Source organism: Streptomyces sparsus, from assembly GCF_054776295.1.
This window is the reverse complement of the sequence record NZ_BAAHCA010001191.1, coordinates 1-1,266: the sequence shown is the minus strand read 5'-3', so window position 1 is coordinate 1,266 and position 1,266 is coordinate 1. Positions and strand designations below refer to the sequence as shown.

The following is a 1,266-nucleotide window of genomic DNA, read 5'->3' as shown; positions in this document are numbered from 1 at the left end:
CTGCGGGCGGTGCACGCGCTGGTGCACGGCGACGTGGTGGCCGCGGTGGCGGCGAACGCAGCCGTGGTGGTGGCCGCGGCACTGCTGGCGGCCGGCTGGGTGCTGTGGTGCGTCCGGCCGGGCCGGGCGCTGTCCGTTCCGCCCGGTTGGGTGCGGGCCGGAGGAGTGGTGCTGCTGGTGTTCTCGGTGCTGCGCAACCTGCCGTGCGGAACGGCACTGGCACCGTGACGCCCCCGCCGGCGGCGGTTCCGCGCCTCGCGCCGGGGGCTTCCCGCTGGTCGCCGACTCGCGGGGAGCCGCACCGAGCGTAGTCAAATGCCCGGAATGTGAGACCGCGCGGAACCGGATGCGGGGCCTCCGTCCATGGCCGGATACCATCGCAGGACGACAGTGACCATCCGTACCCGGCTGAAAGGGGCTGCTCGCGTGAGTGTGCTCGACGAGATCATCGACGGAGTCCGCGCCGACCTCGCCGAGCGCCAGGAGCGGGTGGGCCTCGACGAGCTCAAGGAGCGCGTCGCCAAGGCCCCGGCAGCCCGGGACGGCGTCGCCGCACTCAAGGGCGACAGCATCAAGGTGATCTGCGAGGTCAAGCGCTCCAGCCCCTCCAAGGGCGCGCTCGCCGCGATCGCCGACCCCGCCGGCCTGGCGGCCGACTACGAGGCGGGCGGCGCGGCGGTCATCTCGGTGCTCACCGAGCAGCGCCGCTTCGGCGGTTCGCTCGCCGACCTGGAAGCCGTCCGCGGACGCGTCGGCATCCCGGTGCTGCGCAAGGACTTCGTCGTCACCGCCTACCAGCTCTGGGAGGCCCGAGCGCACGGAGCCGACCTGGTGCTGCTCATCGTGGCGGCGCTGGAGCAGCCCGCCCTGGTGTCCCTCATCGAGCGGGCCGAGTCGCTCGGCCTCACGCCGCTGGTCGAGGTGCACGACGAGGAAGAGGCCGAACGGGCCGTGGACGCCGGCGCCCGCATCATCGGGGTCAACGCCCGCAACCTCAAGACGCTCGAGGTGGACCGCGGCAACTTCGCCCGGGTCGCCCCGGAGATCCCGGACGGCATCGTCAAGATCGCCGAGTCCGGGGTGCGCGGACCGCACGACCTGATCGCCTACGCCAACGAGGGCGCCGACGCCGTTCTTGTCGGTGAGTCCCTGGTCACCGGACGCGACCCGCGGACGGCCGTCGCCGACCTCGTCGCCGCCGGCGCGCACCCGGCACTGCGGCACGGGCGCTGAGCACCGTGCCCGCCGCCTTCGCCCGACTCGCCC

1 protein-coding gene and 1 pseudogene are annotated in these 1,266 nt (G+C 73.9%); both read left to right on the top strand.

What is annotated here, in order from left to right; genetic code table 11:
• Positions 1-228 (top strand): annotated as a pseudogene (locus ACYVE9_RS27340) (DUF2752 domain-containing protein); the annotation flags it as partial.
• Positions 229-426: 198 nt separating this feature from the next.
• A complete protein-coding gene (gene trpC / locus ACYVE9_RS27335) occupies positions 427-1,233 on the top strand; it encodes an indole-3-glycerol phosphate synthase TrpC (protein WP_461030573.1) in 807 nt (268 codons plus the stop codon).
• Positions 1,234-1,266: the final 33 nt, after the last annotated feature.